Source organism: Marinobacter sp. NFXS11 (assembly GCF_040148675.1).
GTDB lineage: Bacteria > Pseudomonadota > Gammaproteobacteria > Pseudomonadales > Oleiphilaceae > Marinobacter.
This window is the reverse complement of sequence record NZ_JAGDDV010000001.1, coordinates 1,019,114-1,043,757: the sequence shown is the minus strand read 5'-3', so window position 1 is coordinate 1,043,757 and position 24,644 is coordinate 1,019,114. Positions and strand designations below refer to the sequence as shown.

The window sequence follows — 24,644 nt, the reverse complement described above, 5'->3', positions numbered from 1 at the left end:
TATAAACGAGATAGAGATATATGACTACTGAAACACCCGTTGCCCCGTGGTATCGCCAGCCCTGGTTCTGGTTTCTTCTGATTTTCCCGGGTGCGTCAATTATTTATTGCGCCATTGCAATCACCATCGCTATCAACACTGAAAATTCAATGGTGACGGACGACTGGTCCAAGGAAGGCCGCGGGATCAACATGTCCATCGCGAGGGACCAGAAAGCATTGGACCTTGGCATGGAAGCTCAGATTGACTTTCAGGACCGAAACGTCACGGTCAACCTGAATACCGTGGAAGGTCCGGCTGACTTCCCATACCTGATTCTCAACCTTTTCCACCCGACACTCTCGGACAAAGACCGCACTATCCAGTTCCAGCAGATCGCCCCAGGGCGATTTGCCGGGAAACTTCATAGCGACATCGACGGCCGTTGGTACTACGACCTCCGGGGTCCGGCCAATGAATGGCGTCTTAAAGGTGAAACCTGGTTACCTACTGAAAGCGGCATTACCATCAAGGCCGGGGAGTCTGCCCAAGGTTGACGCACCTGGATTGCTTCCACTGCGGTGAACCGGCAGACGGTGAACCGCCCATCACCCTTGAGCTCGATGGCGCAATCCACCACTTCTGCTGTCAGGGCTGCAAGGCGGTTTGCCAAACCATCCATAGCGAGGGTTTGACCGGTTTTTACGATTTCCGGACCCAGCCGGCTGTCACACCAAAGCAACTGACAAACGCGGAAGTGAATCGCCTGAGGGAGCTGGACCATCCCCTGGTTCAGGAATCCTTTGTCGCTCCTGTCAAAGGCGCACAGGAAGCCCAGCTGCTGATTGGCGGTATCACCTGCGCTGCCTGTATCTGGCTGCTTGAAAATCACATGAAGCAGCAGCCTGGTGTCGTGTCTTTTTCGGTGAATCACACCACACAGCGTGCCCGTCTGATCTGGTCCCAGGACCAGGCGCCGCTGAGCGATCTTCTGATTGCCATCCATGAGCTTGGGTATACGGCCCGGCCATACCAGGCAGACGAGGCAGAACAGGCTCTAAAGGCAGAGCACCGTTCCATGCTGATCCGGGTTGCCATCGCGGGCATAGGCTCTTTCCAGAGCATGATGCTGGCATTTCCATTGTACTTTGAACTGGTCAATGATCTGTCACCGGAGTTTATAAGCTTTTTCCGCTGGTTCAGTCTGCTGGTGGCCACCCCTGTGGTTCTTTATAGCGCTGCCCCCTTTTTCCGCAACGCCCGCCGGGATCTCCTGAGCCGGCACCTGACCATGGATGTACCGGTTGCCATTGCAATCGGGCTTGCCTACCTTGCCAGTGCCTGGGTAACCATAGTTGGCGGGGACGAAGTCTACTTCGAGTCCGTGTGCATGTTTACGTTCTTCCTGCTGCTGGGTCGTTATATCGAAGTTCAGGCCCGCTACCGTGCCGGGCTGACCGGTAATGCCCTTGCGGGGTTCCAGCCGACCGTTGCCACACTGGTGAATGGTGATGATACGGACATAGTCCCGGCGCACCAGATTCGCCCCGGAGATATCGTTCGGGTTCGACCCGGCGAAACTCTGCCAGTGGATGGAGAAATCGTGCGGGGCGAGTCCACCCTGAACGAGGCGGCGTTGACGGGAGAGTATCTGCCAGAAACCCGTTATCCCGGGGATACGGTTCATGCCGGCAGTGTGAACGGCGAGAATCCTCTCGATGTCCGTGTGGTAAAGGCGGGCGCGCAAACGCGGCTTTCAGGCATCCTCAGGGTATTGGACCGGGTACAATCCGAAAAGCCCCAGGTCGCGATGATGGCCGACCGGATGGCGGGGAAATTTGTCGGGCGGGTACTGATATTGGCACCCGTTGTCTGGATTGGCTGGTGGCTGGCAGGCGCCGACAATGCCTTCGATATCACCCTGTCGGTGCTGGTGGTCACCTGCCCCTGTGCTCTGTCGCTGGCAACGCCGACAGCGATCACCTCTGCTACCGTCAGGCTGCGCCGTCTCGGGTTTCTGCCCACTCGGGGCCACACCCTCGAATCAATGAACACCATCGATACCGTGGTGTTCGATAAAACCGGGACATTGACCCGCGGCGAACTCAGCCTGACCGGCATTGATATTGTTGGCAGCATGGATGAAACAACCTGCCTTAAGCTCGCCGCCGGGCTCGAGAAATATTCCGAGCATCCCATCGCCCGCGTATTCCATCGGCGTGACACCGCAGCCGTCGAAAACGTGGAAAACCACGTCGGTGGGGGTCTCTCTGGTCAGCTGGGAGACAGGCCGTTGTTCATCGGCCACCGGGGTTTTGTCAAACAGCATGTCAGTACACCCGCGCCCAGCGCCGAACCTCACCAGGGCATGGAGATCTGGCTCGCTTCGGATCGCGAGTGGCTGGCCTGTTTCCGGCTGGACGACCAGCCCCGAGCCGATGCCCGTGCGGCGATCAGAGCTCTTCAGGACGCTGGTATTCGCACATTGCTCCTGAGTGGCGACCGTTCCGGACATGTTGAGCAGGTAGCAGGCATGCTGGGCATTGACGAAGCGATAGGACAGGCCTCTCCGGAAGAAAAACTGTCGGTACTTCAGAAACTTGAATCTGAAGGCAGGCACATCATGATGGTCGGCGACGGTCTGAACGATCTTCCGTCCATGGCCGGAGCGGGAATCTCGGTCGCCATGGGCACTGCTGCGGACCTGACCCAGCTCAAAGCCGATGCGGTACTTTTGAACGGCCAGTTGCTGCAGTTGGTTGAGGCCCTGAAAACCAGCCGTCAGACCCGGCGCATCATCCGCCAGAATCTCTGGTGGGCCCTTGCCTACAATGTCTGTGCGCTGCCACTGGCTGCCGCAGGCATGGTGCCACCCTGGCTGGCAGCAATCGGGATGTCCCTCAGTTCCCTGGTGGTAGTGTTAAATGCACTTCGGCTTGGCAAAGCGCCTGAGCAACCGCATCAGGATAATCCCCCGGTTGGCGCACAGGCCCTGTCCTGATACCGTAGCTTTATACTCGTTTTTTGAGGGTTCACTGTGAAAATCGTAATGTTCCTCGTTCCGGTGATGCTCATCCTGGTAACTCTGGGTGTCGTGCTTTTTTCATGGGCGGTCAAGAACGGCCAGTACGATGACCTGGAAGGTCCGGCCCATCGGATACTTTACGATGACGATAAAGATATGATTCCGGACGATGCTCGCACTGACAAGACGGCCAAAGAGGCTTCTTCCCCAGAGCAGGCCGTTGAGGTCAGCGAGGCTGACAATCCGGATGGGGATAAACCTCAAAAAGGATGAGTCCGGAACTTTACCTCAGCTATCCTAGCGCCTTCCTCATAGGACTCCTTGGCAGCACGCACTGCCTTGGCATGTGCGGCGGCATCAGCGCTTCCCTCTCAATGGCACTGCCTGTAGGCCGGGGTTTCCGGCTACGACAGACGGTCATGCTGCTGGCATTCAACTTTGGGCGCATCGGTAGCTATGTGTTGATCGCCACACTGGTCGCGCTGGCCAGTACCACGGCGGCCAGTCAGTGGAGCACGGCCGGTCTTGTGCTTCGTAGCCTTGCCGGGGTTTTGCTGATCTTCATGGGATTGTCCATGGGGCAATGGTGGCAGGGGATTCGTTACGTCGAACGGGTTGGCGCCCCAGTCTGGGCTCGTCTCTCTCCCCTGACCCGTCGCTTCCTGCCGGTAAATCACGGAGGACAGGCGCTTGCCCTCGGAGCGCTCTGGGGGTGGCTGCCCTGTGGCCTGGTCTACAGCACTCTCGGATGGGCAGCGCTCCAACCGACGGTGGGCTCGGCTGCACTAACCATGCTGTTTTTCGGGCTTGGCACCCTTCCTTCAATGCTCGCAACAGGTTTTGCGGCCAACTGGATCCGAGGCTTGCAGAGCCACCAGTTGTTCCGGAAGGTCACCGGTGGGCTGCTTATCCTCTTCGGGCTATGGACCCTGCCATTCCTGCATCTGCTAGCTACCTAGATGTTCAACACGTCCAGGCGACCGAAGTCAGTAGTGGCCTCAGGTTCGGCAGTGTGAACGGCCTGGCGTTTACCGCCGAGGCGCTTTCCTTCCCGAAAATCGTAGAGGTTGGTATCAGCCAGGTGCGACGGCTCCACATTGCACATGGCCCGGAACATGGTCTCCAACCGGCCGGGGTGCTGCTTGTCCCAGCTCTGGAACATGTCCTTGATAACCTGGCGCTGCAAATTCTCCTGTGAACCACACAGGTTGCAGGGAATGATGGGAAACTCTCTCAGACCGGCGTAGCGGGCGATATCCTTTTCGCGACTGTAAGCCAGCGGCCGGATAACGGTATTCCGGCCATCATCACTGTGCAGAACTGGCGGCATGGACTTCAGTTTGCCGCCATAGAACATGTTCAGGAACAGGGTTTCCAGCAGATCGTCCCTATGGTGACCGAGCGCAATCTTGGTTACTCCGTGCTCTTCGGCGAAATTATAGAGAATTCCGCGACGTAGCCGGCTACACAGACCGCAGGTAGTCTTCCCTTCGGGGACTTTTTCCTTAACAATACTGTAAGTGTCCTTTTCGATGATGTGGTACTCGATACCCATGGAGGACAGGTATTCGGGCAACACCTCTTCCGGGAAACCGGGCTGTTTCTGGTCAAGGTTGACGGCAATCAGCTCGAACGAGACAGGCGCGCTCTTCTGCAGGTTAAGCAGGATATCGAGCATGGCGTAAGAGTCTTTTCCGCCGCTGAGGCAGCACATGACTTTGTCACCGGCCTCGATCATCGAAAAATCGGCAATCGCCTGCCCGACTTCGCGGCGCAGACGTTTCTGCAGCTTGTTCAACTCCAGCTTCTGGCGGCGCTCCCGCTCTGAGTTGAGGGATTGTTCGGCACTGGCGATCATTGCTTCGGACATACCAACTACGTTCACAGGTTAAATGGACGTGGGATTATACGCGTCACATGGATTCAGGGACAGGATACCAACATGGATACGTTGCAATCGAGTGAAGAAGCCGCTGGTAAACGGGAACAGAACCGCATCCGGAACCGGAGGGCTATCCTGCTCGCGGCGAGGGAATGTTTTCGCGAGCGGGGATATGAAAAATCGACCATCCGCGACATCGTCCGCCGCACCGGTCTTGCCGCCGGTACCTTCTACAATTATTTCTCCAGCAAGCAGGACATCTTCGCCGCCCTGCTCACTGACTTCCTGACCAACCTGAATAACAACCTCACGCGCCATCGGCGCGCTGCGGACACCACAGAAGATTTTATCCACTACGCCTACATGGCTTTATTCACTGCGACCGCCCGGGATCCACTGGTTTACGAGCTCGCGCACCGAAATGATCGAGCGCTACGGGAGCTGTTTGGTTCGGATATTCTCGGTCTGACCATGCTGTCCCTGGAAGACGATGTTCGCGAGGCGATGGCGCGGGGACTGCTTCCGCGGATCGATCATGAATACCTGTGTGCCGCTTTCTTCGGCGTCGCCTATGAGACCAGCCTGACGCTTGCCAGGCGGGCCCACAGGAACCCGGATTCAGCGGAAGCTGAAGCGTTGACCGCAACCCGATTCTCGACCGCCCTGTTCATGGGCGGGCTTCCGCGGCTGGCTGCACTTCCCTGATGGCCGGGAGTACCCTACCATGGACTCCATGACCGAAAGCCAAGCCCCGATCAAAATGTCCTACCCTGGAGCGGTGAACGAAGATGACTGCCTGGAGCAGCAGATTCAACACCTGCTGGTGGCTGTTGAGCATGAAATCCGGTCAACACCGGCGGGCATGAATGAGCTGTCGCTGATCAAGGCGCTCCAGGGGCAACCGTGGGAGTTGCTTGGAGACGTTGTTTTCAGCGAACCCGAAAAACTCTACCCGGTTCATTTTCTGCTGTTCCACGTACTCTACCGTCTTCGGGACCAGTTGTCCGAGGCCGGCGAAAGCCTCCAGATATCGCCTCTCAATATACGCATCGAAAAGCAGAGTGTGGTCAGTGGCGAGGGCGTTCCGGACAGTGTCGACACGCTTCGTCAATTCTATCTGGATCTCTCCCAATACCGTCTGCCGGAGGAAGCGATCCAACGGATGATGAATGATTTCTGGGCCGGTGCGCCCGGGCAGGCACCGGCCCAGGCCGAAACACGTGAAGCAGCGGAAATACTGGGCTTCCAGGCTGTCCCTTCTGATTTCCCGACCGTCAAGAAGCGTTTCCGCCGGGCGGTTATGAACGCCCACCCGGATCGCGGAGGCAAGACCGAAACCATTCAGGATCTGAATCAGGCCTTTGCCGTACTCAAAGCACACTTCCGTCACAACATCTGACCGGCCGGTTTGATCGCGTCGGAGCGAAGAAACACAGGAGACGATATGCCGCTCAAAGCATTCCTGAAAATTACCCTGGCTGTCGCGGTTATGTCGACCGCAACCTCGGCCCGGGCAGACCTCGTTGTCCTGCAGTATCATCATGTCAGTGATTCAACGCCGCCCGCGACCAGCACGTCTGTATCCCTGTTCGAGGGCCAGCTGGACATGATCTCGGATCTGGAGCTGGTCGTTGTGGGTCTACAGGAAGGCACCGAAACAGCGCTGGCCGGTACCGATGAACAAGGTAATCGCATCGCCATTACCTTCGATGACGCCTACGACTCCATCTACCATACGGCGGCACCGCTGCTGGCCGAAAAGGCCTACCCCTACACGATTTTTGTAAATACAGAAGCCGTTGGCCGAACCGGCTACATGACCTGGGATCAGATTCGGGAGTTGGCCGAACGACCGGGCGTAACCATTGCCAACCACAGCGCTGATCATGGGCATCTTGCCCGTAAACCGAACGAAAGTCAGAGTGACTGGCAAGCCAGGGTTACCAGCAGTCTCGACTCAGCCCAGGCGACCCTCTCAAGGGAATTGAAGGCGCCTGCACCCATGTTTGCGTACCCTTATGGCGAGTTTGACGAAGCACTGGAGCGCAAAGTGGCTGAGCGGGGCTGGTACGGTTTTGGCCAGCAATCCGGCGCCATCGGCCAACAAACCGAGAAAACCCGATTGCCGCGTTTTCCAATGGCAAACGCCTACGGCCAGCTGGGAAGCCTTGAGAACAAACTTCGCAGCAAAGCCTTCCCTGTTGATACCGGCAAGCTGCCCGACGGCGTGATCTCCGTTAATCCGCCAACCCTCACTTTCCCGCTGGTTGAACCCATTGGAGCCGACCGGCTGACATGCTTTGCCTCAGGTCAGGGACGTATCGACTTTGACGTGACTGATGGCAATGTGGCGGTAGAGGCCCCTAAAGCCTTCAATAGCAGGAGATTCCGTTACAACTGCACCCACCCTGCAAGCGATGGCAGCTACTACTGGCTGTCGCAACAGTGGCTGGATCTTAGCAAGACAGAGGACTGAAACCTCATTCCTCCAACTGCATCAGGCCGATTTCACCGTGCCTGATGTGGGGAATTTTGCGGGGGCCGGCGCGGGTTTCGATAACAGTCTGACCGTTCAGGTCTTCATCTCGTGTAAACAGGACCAGCCAACGCTCGTCCTGTCCCGGGAAAGCGGGCACCCATGCTTCCAGGTAGCCGCGCCGATGCCAGTTCTCCGGGGTAAAATCCATCACCAGGTCTGTCACCAGTCTTAACGGTGCCATCGACTCATCGAGAAACACCAGCGAGGGCACGAACACGCCGTCTTTGGCATAGGAGCGCAGGCGGATAACCAGACTGCGATGCGTGCCCGCGTCCGGGAGCTCAATCAGTTGATAGGGGCTGGTGCCGGTGAGAAACGGATGGGTGGCTGAGTCGTCAGAGAGGGAAATGCCAAATTCCCTTCCCGATTGCCAGCTTTGCCGATCAGGGACATCCATGGATTCACAACAGCTGGCTGAAAACCGGTCAAAAAAATCATCGGTTTTAGCTTCAATAGCCAATATCGCGAAGGCGTCCGGGTCATAACCCTCTACGGGAGCAGCGCCCGCTACAGCGGGGCCTGCCTGGTAAACGCTGGCTTCAGTGATCTGAACAGGCGGTTCAATCAGCCCTTTCTCAAGGTCAGAGCGGGTATCTGGTCGGTAATAGCTAACGCGTACATTGCCCTCGGCGTCGCGCCAGGTGAAATAGGGCTGCCGCTCGCCCGGCCGAACGTAACCGTCTTTCGCAAGCGCTTCGGCATCCGGATAGTTTTCAAGTGTGTACTCGTTGTCTTCCATCAGGCCCGACTCAGGGCTGGCCCCTTCATCTGACTGCGCTGGTTCTTCCGCGGACCCCGAATCGCTGCGTGCGTCAGCATCCTTGTCAGTCTTATTAGTCGCGGCTCCTGCAATGGGGGAATACCGCACCCTGCCCTGCTCGTCTACCCAGGTAAAATAGCCCTCTCGCTCGGATACCGTGGACCCGCCAACCTGGCAACCTCCCAGAACCGCTACCAGAAAAAGACACAAGGCTAATTTCAGTAAAGAGCCGTTAATCACTGCGAATGACTACCCCCTGGTTAATGGCACCACTCAGAACTTGGTCCGGAAACTGAGGCCCGCCATCACAACCCGTAGCGAGGTTTTGACATCCAGGCCTGCATAGGGGTTGTAGATAATGTTAGTAATGTTGTCGCAGTTCAGGTTACAGCTGGTGTCCGCGGGAATCGACTCCACCGAATGAAGATAGCTGAGATTCATGTCAATTTGAGTGTCCTTGTCCCACTGGTACCCCATACCAATACTATAGAGGTTGGCCCCACCAAAAGGTGCCATGACCTGTCGCTGATCATCCGGTATTACAGAATCCCGTATTTCCACGCCGGCACGCAGGTCCAGACGGGAGGACGCATGGAACTCCATGCCAAACGCCCAGTTCCACTGGCTCTTGAAACCCAGAGGCAGTCTCAGGGTATTCGGCGTGGCATTCTCCGGTGACAGGATCCGCGCCGCATTGAGGAACTCCAGGTTGCGGTCGAACCGGAAAACGAAGGCATCCCACTGTTCGTAATCGGTCCAGCCGATGTCAGCGTTGAGGGTCAGCTTTGGATGCACATCAACGCTGATGCCGGTCTGGAAGTGCTGGGGATACACCAGATCCATACTGACGTTGCCGGATTCCTTGGGCGCACCTGACGGAAGACTCAGGATCGCCGAGGTAATCGCACCCAGCACGGATCCGTTAACGCTCTGCCAGAAGCCGGACCAGTCGTCGGTGTACTGGATTTCGAAGGTACCCTTCATGTTCATTTCAGCTTCGGAGGTATAGCTCGCCCCCCAGCTGAACCAGTCGGTTGGCTCCCACATCACCCCTAATGCATAGGTGGGGGACAGGGTTTCCTGAACATTGATGTTCAAGGCGCCAATGTCATCCCAGGGACCGACGTTACCGCCACACAGCGCCAGCCAGGGCTGCAGGGGCTCGTCACCACTCTCACAGTTGAAGGCGTCCTGTAGAACTTCAGCCACCCCCAGAAGCAGGTTGGGCGCCCGCATGTACTGGTCTGCCGCGATACCCATGTGGGACAGGTGGATACCGGCACCCACGGACCAATCGTCGTTGATCTCGTAACCGACCGTGGGTGAGAGATAAGTCGTGCGCTGCAGCGCCGTGGCCTGGGGCTGGTAACGGCCAGGGTCGTCCTTGTCGCGATAAAAGCCGGCCGCCAGCGGCAGGTAGAACGCATTACCAAAGGTTAGTTTCGAGCCCGGGGGGTTGATACTGATCCCCGCTGAAGGGGCCAGGGCCGGCCCGGGAGGCGCGCGAAGAATACCGTATCCGGGCAAATACAGGGCGACATTGTTGCTGTGGCTGTGAGTATTGGCAACAGGGTCCCGTTGCTTTCCGGTCAGCGGATCCGTTTCGAGGCCGTCGATACCGAAAATTTCATACCCTTCCGGCGCTGTGAAGTCCGCGTCAATGTCGAGATAGACGCTCATCAGGTTTACTTCCAGCTGGCGCCCTTCCAGTTTGGTCAGGCCCGCTGGATTGTAGTGAATGGCCATGATCCCCGGTGGATCTGCAGTCACGGCATTGCCCAGCGCAAGGGCCTTGGGGTGAATTGTCAGGTTCTGCGCCAGCTGGGCCTGGGCGCCACACGATAGGGTCGTGGCAATCAGCGCCGCGAGAATCTGACGGTTGTGGATTTTCTGTCCCATGAAGTCCTTCCCTTCCCGTAGATCGTCAACGACACCAATCACTCTTTGAGACCGGAGAAGTTAATGGGCAGGGAGACCCCAAGGGAAAAGTCCGGGGCGTCCTCGGTGAGACCAATCCCAAGACTGGTATTCACGATAGTGGTATCGCTGATGCGCGTTCCCAATGACATGCTAAGGAAACCGGTCATCTGGTCCTGGGCAACGGCCTGATCGCCATTGGAGAAAGTCAGGATCGTTTCATCGCTGTAGCTGAGCTGAGCGGAAATACTCAGTGAAATATCGTAAGACAGGGAATAGGCAAAACCCGCCGAGCCGGACAGCCCGAACCCTGGATCCACCTCTTCAAGAAGCCGCGCACCCCTTACCTGCTGCAGGTTTTCAGCCGGCAAGTTATAGGTGGCACTGACGGACCCAAAGATCACCACCGGATCGAGGACTTTGGAAAGGCTTGCGCCGCCGCCGATCGAATAGTAACCGCTACCAGTAGACAGCTGCTCGTTGATATCGATTTCGTAGGGACTGACGCCGGTCTTGGTGGACAGGGTTCCAAACAGTGTGGTCGACATCTTGCCAGGCACATAGGCGAACGGCTGCCAGCGCCCGGTAAATGAAATATCGCCAAAGTCATAGACGTTGAGCTCATCCTGAGTGTCGTATTTGACCACCAGCGGAATTCGGGTTCCGACCGTCAGGTTGTCCAGCAGGCCATAATCGTAGGAAAAGGAATTCGTAAAGCTGTGGGTCGCCGATGGCACCACATCCAGGTTTCTCACCGATCCATTGGTAATGGCCAGGTCAAGACGCTGGTCCGCGGTGTAGGAATAATCGAACGAGTAATTCAGGGAATGAGAGCCCTTTTTCTGCAACGAATAGTTCTTCTCGGCAGCCTGGAACACTTCCTCCAGTTGTTGCGAAGCATCTTCGTCGCCCTCTTGTTTGGCCAGGGCTTCCCGCGCCTGATCCACACTCCCTTCCTGCGCCAGGGCCATGCCCGGAAGCAGACCTGCCGTGGAAACAAGGATAAAACCTCGCACAAACCAACGATTCATCCTGACTCCCTTATTTTATCTGTAGTGTTCCTGACCCGGGACTACCCGGTAAATTAGTTCCGACGGTAGTGCAACTGCTTGCGGGTGTTCTCCACACTGCCGTCGGGATTGTTTTTCTGGCGTTCAAGCAGATTCTGGATCCGCCGCTGGGTGGACTCGTGAAACGCCGGTATCCTTTCCAGCGCCAGAAGGGTCATTGTCTGGTCATCCACAAAGCGAAGGTCTTCTTCCTTCAGCTCGAGGTTGTCCAGCGGTTTATCGCTGCCCGGGAAGACAATGAAGAGCACATTGTCGTCCCACTTTTCCTCGAACTGAGCCAGCGTGAAGGAGATATTCCCTACCGAGGGGTCTGCCAGATAGGCACGCCCGTCGCGAATCGTCCTCAACACCACGAAGTGTTTGAAACCCGCGTGATGGATGGGCACGATCGCCGGGTGATCAAGATCCTTGAGGTCATCAATCGTTGCCCGGAAGCCGCCTGAGGGATAACCGAGCGCTGTCACCAGTCGCTTCATATCCAGCATGGAAAAGGCGCGACGTTCCACGATACGTTCGCTTTCGCCGTAATGAAGCAGCCCCTCCATGACCTGACGTTCCGACAGGGTCCGACCCAGGTAGAAGTTCAGCACGGTGGTCAGCGCTGCACTTCCGCAGCTGTAGTCATAGGCCTGACGAACGATGTTGCGGAACTTCTGCTCCACCAGTGGCTCGACCCTGACATCCGATCGCAACTTTATCGGGCTCGAATCCACGTCCTGCTCAATAACAATCTGACCCTTCTCAAAAGGCTCCACCACGGTGGCTTCCTGCACCATGGTGAATGTAAGAATGGATCCAGCGAGCACCAGCAGCATGTCAGACGAAGTCCCTGTTTTTATTGGCCCCGTTATTCATCGGGTTACATGTTGTTACGGTAAGATACCGAAAAGCCTGCGCCCTTAAAGATAACTGTGCCTCAAATCTGTCGCTGCAGGAGGGGCCTTACGGAGGGGAATTGAGAACTGCTTCAAGACATCGGGAGGAATAAGGCGGCAGGCCCGGTTGCCGGGCCTGATGAGGGTCAGAGGATAAAGACCACTCCGAGTAGCAGATAGCTCAGGACAGTCACCACCACAATGCCGAGCAGGTTCAGGGCGAACCCGGCTCTGATCATGTCGCCGATCTGCATGTGGCCACTGGAGAACACGATGGCATTGGGCGGGGTAGCTACCGGCATCATGAAGGCACAACTGGCGGCAATTGCAGCCGGTACTGTCAGTAGCAACGGCGACACCCCCTGACTAAGGGCCAGCGCCCCCAGCAACGGCAGAAACGCCGCCGCAGTCGCTGTATTGCTGGTAACTTCGGTCAGAAAAATGATCACGCCAACCACCAGCAGGATCATGACGAGCATCGGCAGGGCGCCGGCCACTCCGAGACTTTGGGCGATCCACTCCGCAAGGCCCGAACTGCTGATCACGCCGGCCATGGCCAGCCCCCCGCCAAACAGGAGCAGTACGCCCCAGGGAATACCCTTTGCAGTTTCCCAGTCCAGCAGAAATTCACGGTTGCGGGTATTCACCGGGATCAAGAACATGGCGATGGCCGCAGCAATGGCAATGCCGGTGTCGCTTAGCCAGGGCATCAATCTGTCGGATAACAGAGGCCTGAAGATCCAGGCACTTGCCGTAACAAGGAACACCAGTGCCACGAGCTTTTCGCCCTTTCCGAGCGAGCCCAACGCGTCAAGCTCTTGCCGAATGGCCTTGCCACCGTCGCCAGAGTTGCCAAGACCGAAGTCCCGGCGGGTCAGCCACCACCACGCCAGAACCAGCATTACGATCGTTACCGGAACGCCAAGAAGCATCCATTGGGCAAAGCCCACGGAGACCCCCTGGTTTTCGCTCAGGTAGGCGGCCAGCAAGGCATTTGGCGGTGTGCCAATAAGTGTGGCAATGCCACCGATACTGGCAGAATAAGCGATAGCCAGCAGCAGGGCCGTGGCATAACGCCGAACGCCCTCAGGGTTATCATTGGTATCCATCATGGCTACAACCGACAGACCAATCGGCAGCATCATAATGGCGGTTGCCGTATTGCTGACCCACATGCTCAGAAAGGCCGTGGCCAGCATGAATCCAGCAATCTGGCGTCGGGGCTTGCTACCCACAGCCTTAAGCGTCATCAGGGCGATTCGCCGGTGCAGGTTCCACCTCTGCATTGCAAGCCCGAGGGTAAATCCCCCCAGGAACAGGAAAATGATTGGATTGGCATAGGGCTCGGTGGCTTCACCAACGGTTCCAAGCCCGAGCGCGGGAACCAGCACGATCGGTAACAGGGCAGTGGCGGGGATCGGAATGGCCTCGGTGGACCACCAGGTCGCCATGAGCAGCATCAATCCGAGGGCGGACCATGCATGCCCAGACATGGTTTCAGGAGGTGGAAGGAGAATAGTCGCCAGAAGAAACGCGGCTCCGAGGATGAGCCCGATCACCTGGCTGCGGGGCATTCCCTCCGGTTGGTTGTCAGCATTGAGTTCTTCCGACATACAGTCCTGTTCCATTAATCAGACATGCCACTCCAGCTCGCGGCACAGTGTCATAGCTTCTGAAGCTGGCGATCATGAAAACGCCCGAGCAGGGTAAGGGCCAGGATGGCCCCGGACAACGCCCAGGCCATATCCGACTGAGTGTCCCAGACGTAACCCTGGGTGCCCAGAAATGCCTCGGCGGCTTCATCGCTGAGCAAGGCCACCCACCACTCGATCAACTCGTAGAAGGCGCTCACCGCAAGGCAGAAGCAGACAATAAAAAACGCAGCCCAGCGGCGACTGGAGAACACCTCGAAACGAATGACCACTTCCCTGGCGACCATTGCGGGGATAAAACCCTGCGCCAGATGGCCAAGCTTGTCGTAGTTGTTACGCTCCCAGTCGAACCATTCCCGAAACCAGTCGAACAAAGGTACTTCCGCATAGGTATAGTGCCCGCCAACCATCAAGATGATGGCATGCACCAGTATCAACACATAAACCAGCGGCGTGAGTGGATAACGGAAGTAACACCAGACAACCGCGGAGAAACCGACGGCGGCAGGCAGCACTTCCAGAACCCATGTGGCCCGATCCGTGGGCTCGATGGCAGACCAGACAAATACAGCAAGGAAGACCACCACCCAGACTGCGGGTGCAAATCGCTGGCTCATAAGTTTCCTTTTGTCCGTGATTATCCAGAGGCCCCGGCGCGCAGGAAGTGTCCGTATCCAGATTCGCTGCCCAACGCAGGTTGCACCTCACCATTCGTTACCGCAGGCCGGCCATTGATCAGCACCTCTCTGACACAACCAGGGACACGGTTAACCATTCTTTCCAGTCCGAAGTTTTCCATCTCGCCCCATTCAACCTGCTCCAGATCCTGATCAAGGCCACGGGGATCAAGTACCGTTATATCGGCCCGGTCCCCTACCCTGATATGACCTGCATCAACGCCAAGCCAATCTGCCTGCTCGCCGGTCAATCGGTGCACGGCCCGTTCGAGGGACATGATCGGCTCGCCCTCCCCGTGGCTTTCATTTACCAGCTTCAGAAATCGAAGCGGCAAGTTGTAGAAGGCCATATTCCGGATGTGGGCGCCGGCATCGGAGAAGGTGATCAGCGCGCCCGGATTGGTTACCATTTTTCTGAGCCTATCCTTTCTGTGATTCCCCACCGTGGTAAACCAGCGCAGCGAACGTCCATGGGCCACCACCATGTCGAGGAAGAAATCGACAACATGGATGCCGCGGTCTGCCGCCAGTTCAGCGAAGTTTCGCCCTACGACACTCTTGTCCGGGCAATCGAGAATGACAGCATCACCGAAATCCCGCTGCCAAACGCGCGGAGAGAGCTTTTCCTTATAGAATTTCCGGAATTTCCGGCGGTACTGTTCGTCCTTGAGGAGATCGTTGCGCTCAAGCTGATCCCGAATATCCAGGGCCATTTCACCGGCACCGAATTCTTCGAACAGCACGATATCCATGCCATCGGCATAGACCGTGAACGGTGTCGGGAGCAGCTGCCAGCGAAAATTACCTCCAAAGCTGTTGGCCAGCCATCCGACCAGACTCGCCATTGGTTTGACCGTGGGGTTACCCTTGAGGTCGATCATCGCAATGAGGGTTGTTTTCAGCGGCTTTCTCAACCAGCCCAGGGTCTCTTTCAGGTACTGGGTTACCTGCAACGGATTGGCCGCATTCGGTGCGCCCTGGTGCACCCGCCCGTACCGACGCAAAAGTGCATTCAGACGGCTGACCTCCCGCCAGCGGGCGTAGGTGCTTGGCAGGCTCTTGGACCACTCCCGATCACCGTCCACCTTGTCCCATTTCAGGCACATGGTGGAAAGACCGAGGAATCCTTCCTGCAGCGCCTCCTCCAGCAGAGCCTCCATTTTTTGCTGTTCTTCGGGAGTCGGCGTCACGTTCCTGTCGGTGGCGCGATGAAGACCCATCACGGCGGTTCTCAGATCACTGTGGCCGAGAAAGCTGATGACATTGGGCCCCAGTGGATGCTGGTCCATGAACGCCACCCACTCTTTTGGTGTCTGCCAGGACTTGTGCTGCTTCAGAATGGGCAGCACTTTTTCCCTCGGGACCGTTTCCACCCGGGTAAAAATATCCGAGGCGTCCTCCGGATCAGAACAGACCATGCTCAGGGAACAACTGCCGATCAGCACCGTGGTGACACCGTGACGCACGGATTCAGACAGGGACGGCGCTACCAGCAACTCGGCATCGTAATGGGTATGGGTATCGAGAAATCCCGGCGTCACCCAGCAACCGCTGGCGTCAATCGTGCGCGTCGCATGGCCGGGTTCGGGCTGCTGGTCAAAGACTTCGGCAACCCGCCCATCTTTGATGCCAACATGGGCGATGCGTGAGGGGCCGCCGGTACCGTCAAAGTAGCGGCCGCCGACAATAAGCGTATCGAACTGGTTCACCGTGCCAGTCTCCTTTTTGTTTTTATGTGCCGTCAGTCTAGCCAGCCAAACGTGATATGTCCTCTCATTTTACCCTGCGGACCGTGCAATGCAGGCCATTAACGAAGACGGATACGGCTGCCGTCTTCAAGCTGACGATCCGGGTGTCGGACGACGTTGTCTGCCTCAGTCAATCCTTCCTGGATAACTGTACGAAATCCGTTTGTGCGACCGACCGACACGTCTGTCAGAACCGCAATGTCATCGACAACGCGGAATACCTGGTGCTGCCCATCAGTGACAAAGATGGCGGATTCCGGAACCTGAAGGACATTGTCGGAACGCCAGAGCAGAAACTCGGCGTCTACGCGATAGCCGTCCCCCAGGCTTTGCCAGGCATCAGCAGGACTGGTGATATCCGCAACCACCTGTACCCGCCTTTCTTCCACACCCAGGGCCGACACGTCCTCGAATCCAACCGGCTCAACGCGCCGGACGGTAGCGTCCAGGGTGCCGCCACCCCACCCGGTGAGGCGCGTCACCATACCGGGTTGAAGATTCACGGCATCAAAACTCAATACATCCACAACCACCTCAAGCGCCCCGGGATCCCCCAGTTCCAGAATGGCTTCACCGGCCTGAATCACACCCTCGCTTTTTCGCACAATTCCCAAAACAGAGCCGTTTACAGGGGACCTGACCGGCACACGTTCAACCGCTCCATCGCCGTTCGCACGCGCGGCAGACACCTCAAGGCGGGTTCGGGCCGCTGCCAGTTCGTGGGCCATCACTTCTTCGTCAAAGCGCGCGGAACGCAGAATGGCCTGGGTTCTGGCCGCAGCGGCCCGGGCCTGCTGCAAACGCTCGTCGGAAACAAAACGATCATCACTGAGTGCCTGGAGGCGGGCCAGCTCACGCACGGCGAGGTCTGCTTCAGCCTCGGCCGCCGCCACTTTTTGACGAGTGGAGTTCAGCGCCGAGCGGGCCGACTGCACCTTGGCCTCTGCTTCGGCCCGACTTCGGGCATCAAGGGTGCTGGCAGGCATGGGGTCAACCTCCGTCAGCAGCTCTCCCGGAATCACCGGATCCCCCACTTCCAGCAATACCCTGTGCAGATAGCCGGCAACCGGTGATGAAACCACGTATCGGTCACGCACCCGCGTTTTACCCTCCTCCTTGATAGTGATTTCCATGGGGCCACGGGTTACCGGCGCCAGATCCACCCAGACCGGATCCGGTCGGATCGTGACCACAACTGCAACACTGGCGAGCATTACAAACACCCCCCAGAACAACCATTTTCCGGCAAACCCTTTTTTCGCCATAACCTCAGTTCACTCCCCGATTGCTTTCGCACCTATTCCCGTGTTTTCAACACCGCTACCAGATCCAGCCGTTTCAGGCGCCACCAGGCAATGGCCCCGGAAGCGATCGCCGATACCACCACGACCAACGCGGACATGCCAAGTGTCTGGCTAGTGATCGTCAAGGGCACCCGATACAGTTCGGTTTGCATGGCAGTAACAATCATGAGAGCCAGACCCTGGCCAATCAGCCAACCGAGGGGAATGCCCAGAAACAGCAAAAGCGCAACCTCTCCCAACAATATATGCGCAACTTCATTCTGGGTGTATCCCAGCACTCTCAGGCTCGCCAACTCCCGACCTTTTTCCGCCAGTGAAATCCGGATCGTGTTGTAGACCACTCCAAAAGCGATGATTCCGCCCATCAAGCTGTTGAAAAAGGTGAACGTCAGGAAGGTTCTCGCCAGGGTGTCGTAGAAGCTGTCGAGCATGGCCTGCCGGATGCTCAGGCCAAGCACTCCCGGGGTTTCGCGAAGACTGTTATAAACTTCCGAAGCCTTGTCCGGGTCCAGGTTGATCAGGGCCTGATTGATCAGGGGCCCGTCCCCCAGTGCCCGGTTGAGGGCATCCAGATCCATGTAGGCACCAACCCCGAGAAACTCGCTGGTGATACCGGCGACCGGAACCATAACCGTTCGGCGGTCGCCCTCAAGGAGCTCCAGCTGCAGAACATCTCCCGGACCGACACCCAGTTCATCGGCCAGAAAATCGGTCAACAACAACCCCTCCCTGGGGAGCGGAACCGGCTGCAGGTCACTGTCGATGACAAATTGCAGGCGCGCCTCGGAGGGTATTCCGGTGACTGCGCTTCGCCACTCCCGATGGCCGGAAACAAGACGTGCCGGGACCGAGCGTCGCCCCTCCACGTAACGTATCCCGGCTTGCCGCTGCAAGCCGAACAACGCCGCGCTGTTCACCGGATCAATAAAGGTCGCGGACAGATCCTGTTGCTGAACCCGTGCAAACTGCGTGTGGACCATCAGGGACACCGAGTCGAACTGGAAGTTGCCCACCATCACGATGGCAGTGGCCATAGCGACCCCAGTCATGGATAACAGGGTCCGGACCGGACGACGGGAGAGCTGGCGCACGATCATTCGGGAGGGCTGGGCGAAACGGATTCCCGAGAGCAGCTTTTCCACTATGGTCACCCGGTACCTGGCGGGCCCCTCAGGCCTCATGGCTTCAGCGGGCGGCAGTGCCGCTGCCTGCCTGATGGCTCGCCAGGCACCGAGCCAGGCGACCACAATTGTCATCAGCCCCAGCAGCACAACCCATGCGGGGTCAATGCGAAACAACAGCCCCGGAAAGCGGTAATAATCCATGTACAGTTCGCCGAGAGAGCGTCCAAGCCATAGGCCAAGGCCAAGCCCCGCCAGCAAACCGATGACGGCGATCACGATGACCAGTTTGCTGTAATGCCAGGCGATCTGACGGTTGCTATAGCCGAAGGCCTTGAGTACCGCGACGATATCCCGTTGGGTGCTGATCAGACGGCCAATCACCACATTCAACAAAAACATGGCGACACTCATGAAAATGAGGGGGAAAACCGTCGCCATGGTTTTCAGCTGATTGAGCTCGTCACTCAGAAAACGGTGGGAAAACTGGTCGTCCCGGCCAAAAGCCCCCGTTGCCCCATACCGGGCCAGCAATCGATCCAGAGCATCAATGACGGAGGCAGCAGAATGGCCAGGTTTGAGCGTCACCACCAGGCTGTTGAAAGCGCCCCGCATATCCATGGCGGATTCCAGGGACTCTCTGTTCATCCAGAGAACACCATACCGCTGATAGTCCGGCAGCATACCGCCCGGAGGAATGACGTAGATGAATTCCGGTGACTCAACAATGCCGGTTATCGTAAGAGCCTGCCGGCGGCCGTTGATAATGGCTTCAAACTGATCTCCCAGAACCAACTCATGCGCTTCGGCAAAGCTTCCGATAACTGCGATCTCCTGGCTTCGACCAGCAGCCGGGAGCCGTCCCTGGCGAATAAAAAGGCGGTTGACGTCAGGCTGACCTTCCGGCGGAACAGACACCAGGCGAGCCGACACCGGATCCGGGAACCCGGGTATTTCCAGTTTCGCAGCGCCTTCGACCCTCCCCTCGTACCTGGCGATACCAGGCAGCGCAGCGATGTCCTTGAGAGTATGGCGTGGAGCCCGTTTGACCGGCGCAAAGACCTCGGCAAATTCGTGTTGTTCGTAATACTGGGCTCTGGTTGCCAACAGCGATGAATAGTTCACGAGAGACATCACGCACACGCCCACGCCTCCGGCAATAACCAGTGCGATGGCCAGTACCTGACCGCGCATCTGCCAGAGTTCCCGGCGTAACTTTACGTTCAGAACCGTGTTCAATCCCTTCGGCGACATCGCTGTTACTCTTCAGTACCGTTACCAGGACAATGTACGGGGATCCTGGCGACGTTCATTAAGACGCTCACCGCTGATGTTGCCGTCCGAGAGCGTTATCACGCGATCCGCCATGCCGGCGATGGAAGCATTATGGGTAATGATGACGGTAGTCGTGCCGGTCTCCCGGTTGGCTTTGTCCAGTGCCTCGAGCACCAATACGCCGGTGGCGGAATCGAGGGCGCCGGTTGGCTCGTCGCACAGGAGTACATCCGGTCGTTTGGCAATGGCCCGGGCAATGGCAACGCGCTGCTGTTCACCACCGGAAAGCTGGGCCGGAAAATGGTCAATGCGGCTCTTGAGCCCAACCAGTTCAAGTGCCTCTTCCGGCGTCATTGGATTGGTCGCTATCTCGGTCACTGCCGCCACATTTTCCCTGGCGGTGAGGCTGGGAATGAGATTATAGAACTGGAACACGAAACCCACGTGTTCACGGCGATAACGGGTGAGTTCGCGGTCGCCGGCAGCACTGAGATCAAAATCCCGATACCGGACCTCGCCGGTCGATGGCACATCCAGCCCGCCAAGAATGTTAAGGAGTGTGGATTTGCCAGAACCGGAAGCGCCCAGCATGACGACCAGTTCGCCGCCATAGAGATCCAGATCTACGCCACGGAGGGCATGAACCTGAACCTCCCCCTGATCATAGGTTTTCGTCAGGCCCCGGGTCTGGAATACGGCCGAGCCGGTCGTGGATGCCTGCAGTGGCTCCATGGTGTCACTCAGTCTTCGGCACAGTCCACGCAAACCGTGGTATATGGCAGAACCTGCAAGCGGCGCGGGTCAATGGCCTCGCCGCAGGATTCGCATTCGTCACCCACACCGTTATCAATCCGAGCCAGTGCATGTTCAATCTGAGCGAGTTCGGAACGGGTTTCGGTTTCCAGCGAATCGACCACTTCGTCGTTCTGGGTCTGGGTAGCCTGCTCCTCGAAATCCTTGTCTAACGCGCCCCCTTCCCGATGCTGATGCGCCTCATAACGGGAAAGTCTGGCCGTCAGGTCGGCTCTCAGTGTTTCAAGTTCGGATTTCCGGTTGGTCATATGGCGCCTCCTGCCTTGCCGGGAAAACATGTTCCTACAGTAAAGCATAAGCTGAACCCGGGATTGATGCTTGTCAAAATTGCGTCACGCAGGATGAGGCAGAATAGAATTCCATCAAATCCATACGCAAAGGAGTTGTGACCATGAACACCGAGCTTTTCGAAAAAGCGACCCGTCTGAACGAAACCCTGTTCGAGCAATTTGGCAAGGCTGCAGAAATGCAGATGAACGCCTTCCGACGTTATGCCGATGTCACCATGGAGCAGGCTAAAAAGGTGTCTGAGGTCCGTGATCTGGAGAGCCTGAAAAGCCTGACTGGCGACCAGGCGGAGACCCTGAAATCACTGAGCGAGCAGTTCACCGCAGACTGGAAAGCCTGGCAGGACTACTTCAACGAAAGCAGGGAGCAGATTCAGAAGGTGTTCGAGAAAGCACCCGAGGCCTCAGCCAAGCCCGGCCCGAAAACCGCCAAATAAGGGATAGTTATGTTCGGTCTGGATACGCTCGGGAAAGCCGTAGGTCAGCTCGTCAACGGCTTCGAAACCAACGTCCGCCAGGGACAGCAGCAACTGGAGAAAGCATTGGGAGATACTGGCGTCCTGGATGCCGCAACGCTCTCCACGATAACGGAAATGTCCGATGCCTACCGCACAATGGCCGAAGATCTGCTCCTGCACCCGCTCCGGTTTGCAGGAGCGGAACTGGATCTGGCCCGCAAACATGCCGCGCTAGGGTACTACACCCTTGCACGGCTCGTGGGCAAGGACAAGAAGCCCGTTGTCGAACCAGAGGCCGACGACCGACGCTTCCAGGCCGAGGAGTGGCACAAGCATCTGCCTTTTGATGTCCTCCACCAGGCCTATCTGATCAACTCACAGGCCTTTCTGAACTGGGCGGCCGGCATGGAAGGGATTCCCCCGGCAGGACGGGACCAGATGCTGTTCTACGCCCGACACCTGACCAGCGCACTGTCGCCATCGAATTTCCCCGCCACGAATCCGGAAGTGCTCAGGATTACGTGGGAACGCAAAGGGATGAACCTGATTGACGGTGGACGGCAGCTGATCGAAGACCTGCGGCAGAATCCTTCCCTGTTCAATGTTGGGATGACAGATCGCTCTGCCTTTGAGGTAGGACGTAATCTGGCAACTACCCCTGGCAAGGTCGTGTTCCAGAACGAACTGATGCAGTTGATCCAGTACTCGCCAACAACAGAGACCGTCAGCAAACGCCCGTTGCTGATTGTTCCGCCATGGATCAACAAGTACTACATCCTGGACCTCACCGCCAGGAACTCCTTTATCCAGTGGTTGGTCAACCAGGGACAGACTGTTTTTATTATTTCCTGGCGAAATCCCGGGCCCTCCCTGAGGGACAAAGGCTGGGAAGACTATATGGAACTCGGGCCACTGGCGGCCATGGATGCGGTTACCGAAGCCACCGGCGAAGACCAGATGAATCTGATCGGCTATTGCATCGGTGGCACCCTGCTGGGCTCAACATTGGCCTGGCTCAAGAAAAAAGGCCGTGATCCGGTAGCCAGTGCTACCTATCTGACGACACTTCTGGACTTCTCGGACCCTGGCGGAATCGGTGTCTTCATCAACGATCACTCGATCCGGGGTATTGAGAAAATGCTGGAGCGCAAGGGCTACCTGGACGGCCGCGCTATGGCGTTCACGTTTAACCTGTTGAGAGAAAACGAGCTGTTCTGGTCGTTCTGGACTAATAACTACCTTAAAGGCCAGAAGCCCGCGGCTTTTGACCTGCTGTACTGGAACACCGATGGCACCAACCTGCCAGCGCGAATGCACAGCTACTATCTGCGACAGATGTACCTGAATAATCGACTGGTGAAGCCAGACTCCCTGAATCTGCTCGGCGAGTCCATCAATCTGTCCGAAATCGATGTGCCCTCTTTTTTCCTGTCTGCCAGACAGGATCACATCGCCAAATGGAAAACCACCTACAAAGGGGCGCTGGCCCACGGCGGTGATGTCCGCTTTGTGCTCTCCGGCTCCGGCCATATCGCTGGCGTGATCAACCCGCCCTACAAGGAAAAGTACGGCTACTGGACCAATGACACCCTGGTGCCGGATGCAGACGCCTGGTTCGAGAAGTCCGAACACCATCCGGGATCCTGGTGGCCCCACTGGCTCGAGTGGATTGCCCGTTTTTCAGACGGCGACGTGCCGGCTCGCATCCCCGGCGAAGGGAAACTTCCTGCGATTGAGGACGCACCCGGCAGCTACGTCAAAGTCAAAGCTGCGGAGGCCGTGAAGCAGTAGACCTCTGCGTGGCCCGCATTCCTGCGGGCCAACGTATCTCGCCCCGCTTGCGCCGTTGTGGCACTATGGCCCGCTTGATGAACGGCGGAGAACCTCCCGATGTTTTATACCACCCTCGCGGCGATCGTGGTCGCCATGATCCTGTTTGCCTGGCTCGGACTGAGAGCCCGTCTCGCCGACGGCGGACTGGATGACTATGTAACGGCAAGAAACAGTCAGGGAGCCAGGGCCCTCGGACTGTCTTTCCTCGCTTCCGGCATGGGCGGCTGGATACTGTTTGCCCCGCCGGAGGTTGGCGCACAGGTCGGCCCTCTGGCTCTGGCTGGCTATGCCCTGGGTGCTGCTCTGCCGTTCATCGTGTTTGCCTTCTGTGGCCCCGCTATTCGCCGCTTCCTTCCGGAAGGACGCAGCATCGGCGAATTCGCCAACGCCTGTTATGGCAATGGCGTACGCCGCTACGTTTCGACGATCTCGGTGCTCTATATGCTTTGCTTTCTGACCGCGGAGCTTACTGCCATTGGTGCCATAACGTCGCTGCTTTCCGGTATTGATGGCGGCATTGTGGTTATTGGCGTTGCCATAACCACACTGGTATACACCGCTGTCGGTGGTCTCAGGGCCAGCATCGTTACCGACCAATGGCAGGCGCTGTTACTGATCGGCTTGCTGGCTATCGTCAGTTTTGTTGCCGTAGGTAAGTTTCCTGACGCAGCACCCGCAGCGCTGCCGGATATCCCTGCGTCGGCGGCCCTGAGCGTGGCGCTAACCCTGGTGATTGCCGTCACCGCCGCCAACCTGTTCCACCAGGGATACTGGCAGCGTTTATGGTCGGCTCGTGATACGGACGCCCTGAGCCGCGGCGCGTTGCTGGGCGGCGTGGTCACCATCGCCGTTGTCGCCGTGGTTGGCGGGCTGGGAATACTGGCGGCCATGAGCGGCGCCGACCTTGGCAGCCCGCCGATTCCGTTTTTTGCCTTGCTTGCTGATGCGCCGGCCTGGCTCGCTTTACCGGCCCTGATCCTGGCCATCACACTCGTGGCATCCTCGGTGGATACCCTGCAGAACGCACTTGCGTCGCTGGCGGTTACCGAAAAACAGGGGTTGTCCATTGTCAGTGCCCGATGGTTTACCGTGCTGCTGATGATTCCTGTGGTTCTGGTGGCACTTCAGGGGATTTCCGTGCTGCGGCTATTTTTGATCGCAGACCTGCTTTGCGCCACGGCGGTTCTGCCTGTACTGATGGGGCTCTGGGGAAAAATGACCACGAGGGCGGCGATCCTGGGCTGTCTGGCGGGACTTTTCGGCGCGATTCTGCCCGGATGGATTACCGGTGGCAGCCTGATGGCCGGATTGGAAGCTGCCAGCTTCCCCGGCAGCATTCCCACCCTGATGCCTTTCATTGGTGCCCTGGTAGGCTCCGGAGTGGTCAGTGTCGTGATCGCGACCACAACCCGGAAACGCTAAGCGGCAT

At 57.6% G+C, this 24,644-nt stretch carries 22 protein-coding genes; 10 read left to right on the top strand and 12 right to left on the bottom strand.

The window, feature by feature from the left end:
- The first annotated feature begins 20 nt into the window (after window positions 1–20).
- The 4 genes from J3362_RS04895 to J3362_RS04880 are packed head-to-tail and all read left to right on the top strand — an operon-like array spanning window position 21 to window position 3,963.
- On the top strand, window positions 21–536 hold the full coding sequence (locus J3362_RS04895) for a FixH family protein (RefSeq protein WP_349518371.1): 516 nt from the start codon (window positions 21–23) through the stop codon (window positions 534–536).
- The gene (locus J3362_RS04890) at window positions 533–2,980 is read left to right on the top strand and encodes a heavy metal translocating P-type ATPase (RefSeq protein ID WP_349518370.1); all 2,448 of its coding nucleotides are present in this window, start codon (window positions 533–535) and stop codon (window positions 2,978–2,980) included. Before J3362_RS04895 ends, J3362_RS04890 begins: the two co-directional genes overlap by 4 nt.
- A gap of 36 nt (window positions 2,981–3,016) precedes the next feature.
- On the top strand, window positions 3,017–3,277 hold the full coding sequence (gene ccoS / locus J3362_RS04885) for a cbb3-type cytochrome oxidase assembly protein CcoS (RefSeq protein ID WP_349518369.1): 261 nt from the start codon (window positions 3,017–3,019) through the stop codon (window positions 3,275–3,277).
- Entirely contained in the window at window positions 3,274–3,963 is a 690-nt protein-coding gene (locus tag J3362_RS04880; protein ID WP_349518368.1) for a sulfite exporter TauE/SafE family protein, read from the top strand. Before ccoS ends, J3362_RS04880 begins: the two co-directional genes overlap by 4 nt.
- On the opposite strand, the gene ttcA is transcribed toward J3362_RS04880, so the two are convergent.
- Complete coding sequence (ttcA, locus tag J3362_RS04875; protein ID WP_108017366.1) at window positions 3,960–4,874, bottom strand: tRNA 2-thiocytidine(32) synthetase TtcA; 915 nt, start codon at window positions 4,872–4,874, stop codon at window positions 3,960–3,962. The two genes, J3362_RS04880 and ttcA, sit on opposite strands and share 4 nt — an antisense overlap.
- Before the next feature lie 72 nt (window positions 4,875–4,946).
- On the opposite strand from ttcA, the gene J3362_RS04870 reads away from it, so the two are divergent.
- From J3362_RS04870 to J3362_RS04860, 3 genes are read left to right on the top strand one after another with little or no spacing between them, the layout of a single operon-like run.
- On the top strand, window positions 4,947–5,591 hold the full coding sequence (locus J3362_RS04870; RefSeq protein WP_349518367.1) for a TetR/AcrR family transcriptional regulator: 645 nt from the start codon (window positions 4,947–4,949) through the stop codon (window positions 5,589–5,591).
- A gap of 19 nt (window positions 5,592–5,610) precedes the next feature.
- On the top strand, window positions 5,611–6,285 hold the full coding sequence (locus tag J3362_RS04865; RefSeq protein ID WP_092029830.1) for a DNA-J related domain-containing protein: 675 nt from the start codon (window positions 5,611–5,613) through the stop codon (window positions 6,283–6,285).
- 45 nt (window positions 6,286–6,330) lie between these two features.
- Entirely contained in the window at window positions 6,331–7,362 is a 1,032-nt protein-coding gene (locus tag J3362_RS04860; protein ID WP_349518366.1) for a polysaccharide deacetylase family protein, read from the top strand.
- Between the two features lie 4 nt (window positions 7,363–7,366).
- Here the strand turns inward: J3362_RS04860 and J3362_RS04855 are convergent, their stop codons facing one another.
- The 11 genes from J3362_RS04855 to J3362_RS04805 all read right to left on the bottom strand — a co-directional run bounded on the left by J3362_RS04855 (window position 7,367) and on the right by J3362_RS04805 (window position 20,885).
- Complete coding sequence (locus J3362_RS04855) at window positions 7,367–8,395, bottom strand: MalM family protein (protein ID WP_349518365.1); 1,029 nt, start codon at window positions 8,393–8,395, stop codon at window positions 7,367–7,369.
- Window positions 8,396–8,458: 63 nt separating this feature from the next.
- On the bottom strand, window positions 8,459–10,084 hold the full coding sequence (locus tag J3362_RS04850; protein WP_349518364.1) for an OmpP1/FadL family transporter: 1,626 nt from the start codon (window positions 10,082–10,084) through the stop codon (window positions 8,459–8,461).
- Window positions 10,085–10,122: 38 nt separating this feature from the next.
- Window positions 10,123–11,133, bottom strand: coding sequence for a hypothetical protein (locus J3362_RS04845; protein WP_053112282.1), 1,011 nt, complete (start codon window positions 11,131–11,133; stop codon window positions 10,123–10,125).
- Between the two features lie 53 nt (window positions 11,134–11,186).
- Window positions 11,187–11,987, bottom strand: coding sequence for a C39 family peptidase (locus J3362_RS04840; RefSeq protein ID WP_014577465.1), 801 nt, complete (start codon window positions 11,985–11,987; stop codon window positions 11,187–11,189).
- A gap of 206 nt (window positions 11,988–12,193) precedes the next feature.
- Entirely contained in the window at window positions 12,194–13,660 is a 1,467-nt protein-coding gene (locus J3362_RS04835) for an SLC13 family permease (RefSeq protein WP_349518363.1), read from the bottom strand.
- 50 nt (window positions 13,661–13,710) lie between these two features.
- A complete protein-coding gene (locus tag J3362_RS04830; protein ID WP_349518362.1) occupies window positions 13,711–14,316 on the bottom strand; it encodes a DUF2238 domain-containing protein in 606 nt (201 codons plus the stop codon).
- Between the two features lie 20 nt (window positions 14,317–14,336).
- The gene (locus tag J3362_RS04825) at window positions 14,337–16,085 is read right to left on the bottom strand and encodes an N-acyl-D-amino-acid deacylase family protein (protein WP_349518361.1); all 1,749 of its coding nucleotides are present in this window, start codon (window positions 16,083–16,085) and stop codon (window positions 14,337–14,339) included.
- A 98-nt stretch (window positions 16,086–16,183) separates the two neighbouring features.
- Complete coding sequence (locus J3362_RS04820) at window positions 16,184–17,389, bottom strand: efflux RND transporter periplasmic adaptor subunit (RefSeq protein WP_349518360.1); 1,206 nt, start codon at window positions 17,387–17,389, stop codon at window positions 16,184–16,186.
- 32 nt (window positions 17,390–17,421) lie between these two features.
- A complete protein-coding gene (locus J3362_RS04815) occupies window positions 17,422–19,803 on the bottom strand; it encodes an ABC transporter permease (protein WP_014577470.1) in 2,382 nt (793 codons plus the stop codon).
- Between the two features lie 21 nt (window positions 19,804–19,824).
- Entirely contained in the window at window positions 19,825–20,556 is a 732-nt protein-coding gene (locus J3362_RS04810) for an ABC transporter ATP-binding protein (RefSeq protein ID WP_088557001.1), read from the bottom strand.
- An 8-nt stretch (window positions 20,557–20,564) separates the two neighbouring features.
- On the bottom strand, window positions 20,565–20,885 hold the full coding sequence (locus J3362_RS04805; RefSeq protein WP_008174687.1) for a TraR/DksA family transcriptional regulator: 321 nt from the start codon (window positions 20,883–20,885) through the stop codon (window positions 20,565–20,567).
- Between the two features lie 143 nt (window positions 20,886–21,028).
- Between J3362_RS04805 and J3362_RS04800 the strand changes: the two genes are divergently transcribed.
- From J3362_RS04800 to J3362_RS04790, 3 genes are all read left to right on the top strand, one after another.
- Window positions 21,029–21,361, top strand: a complete 333-nt coding sequence (locus J3362_RS04800; RefSeq protein WP_008174685.1) for a phasin family protein — start codon at window positions 21,029–21,031, stop codon at window positions 21,359–21,361.
- 9 nt (window positions 21,362–21,370) lie between these two features.
- The gene (locus J3362_RS04795) at window positions 21,371–23,173 is read left to right on the top strand and encodes a PHA/PHB synthase family protein (RefSeq protein ID WP_349518359.1); all 1,803 of its coding nucleotides are present in this window, start codon (window positions 21,371–21,373) and stop codon (window positions 23,171–23,173) included.
- Between the two features lie 99 nt (window positions 23,174–23,272).
- A complete protein-coding gene (locus J3362_RS04790; RefSeq protein ID WP_349518358.1) occupies window positions 23,273–24,637 on the top strand; it encodes a sodium:solute symporter family transporter in 1,365 nt (454 codons plus the stop codon).
- The last annotated feature ends 7 nt before the right edge of the window (window positions 24,638–24,644 follow it).